Genomic DNA, 1,191 nt, shown 5'->3' with positions numbered 1-1,191 from the left:
CAAGGAGTGGCGCGCTGTCGCAACCAGATATGAAAAAACAGCAACGTCGTTCCTCGCGGTCATCCACATCGCTGCCGCAGCAGACTGGATCAAGCCCTAACAGGCCCTAGAACTGCGGAACTATCGATCTGATGGGGAGGGTGATGTTCGTAGTCGAGCCCAGCAATTAAGCTGATTCCATTGGCACGTAAACGCCCCGCGATTGTGTTGATCCAGCGGTCAGGTACCGACAGTTCAGGCAGGAGGAGATAATCTGGTTTAGGTATAGTACTGATCGCTGTGTTCACAATGCGTGCAAGCTGTGAATACCGCTGTGGCGACAGGTCGGGAGAGTCTGCGGCTCCTTGGCTCCAAGTCTTGTCAGTCACCTCGAAGCTGGTCAATCCCAGCCTCACAGGTCGGTCAGGCGCAGAGCGCTTTACAACGATTGGCCGACGATCGTCGCTGTCATCTGTACCTGCAGAAACCGGCGGTTTCTTACCTCCGCCATTTTCGCCCCTGTCAGCTTCCGAGACCAGCTCTGTCGCTAGAACGGATCGTACCCAAACACCGCGCAACGCGCGTGTGTAATTGGCCCAAGTATGGGCAGCTGAGACAGCCTCGTCGAATACGCACTCATTGGGCAGGTAAAGCGCAATTTCTTCTGGTGTATAGGGTCGTGTTGGGAACAAAAAAGGCAAGATCGACGGCGACCCGATAGTGTTCGCCGCTAAGTCTTTCTGTTTTGCTATGCGACGTGGCTGCGTCTCGGAGCTATTATGGTTGGTGGTGCGCTCCAAGAACTGCCTGAGACACTCCTCGTGCTGATAACATGCCGCTAGCAATGCCTCATCTGGTTGCGCGGCCGGTTGCCTTTTCGCATCGGTGCGTAAATGTTCTCGATAAGGTATCCGAGCCCAATCCGCCTCGCATGCTTGCGTAGCGAGCCTCTCCAGTTCGTCTACTGGCAGTTCAAGGTCATGGAGCAATTCTTTGAACGCTCGGGCACGCGGCAGTGTATGGGAAATTGGATAGGCGCGGATCAATGCTTCGCGGAAGAAATGTTGAGCTTGCTTACAGGTGTCCTCCCAGACTTCAGGAGTAAGCTCCCGGCGACTGACGCCTTGCTGAATACTTCTGGTCTGGTTCAGCTATGAAGCATGAACGATTTAAGAGATAGGGACGCGGTACTACCTGCGAGTGTCGCAGGTA

The 1,191-nt window shown here is 54.6% G+C and carries 1 pseudogene; it reads left to right on the top strand.

Annotated elements, in window-relative coordinates:
* A pseudogene (locus GOB87_RS16435) lies at nucleotides 1–100 on the top strand (IS5-like element ISMex42 family transposase); the annotation flags it as partial.
* Nucleotides 101–1,191 lie beyond the last annotated feature (1,091 nt).

Source organism: Acetobacter estunensis, assembly GCF_011516945.1.
Taxonomy (GTDB): Bacteria; Pseudomonadota; Alphaproteobacteria; order Acetobacterales; family Acetobacteraceae; genus Acetobacter; species Acetobacter estunensis.
Note: the sequence above shows the minus strand (reverse complement) of the source record. Positions and strands in the feature narration are given on the sequence as shown.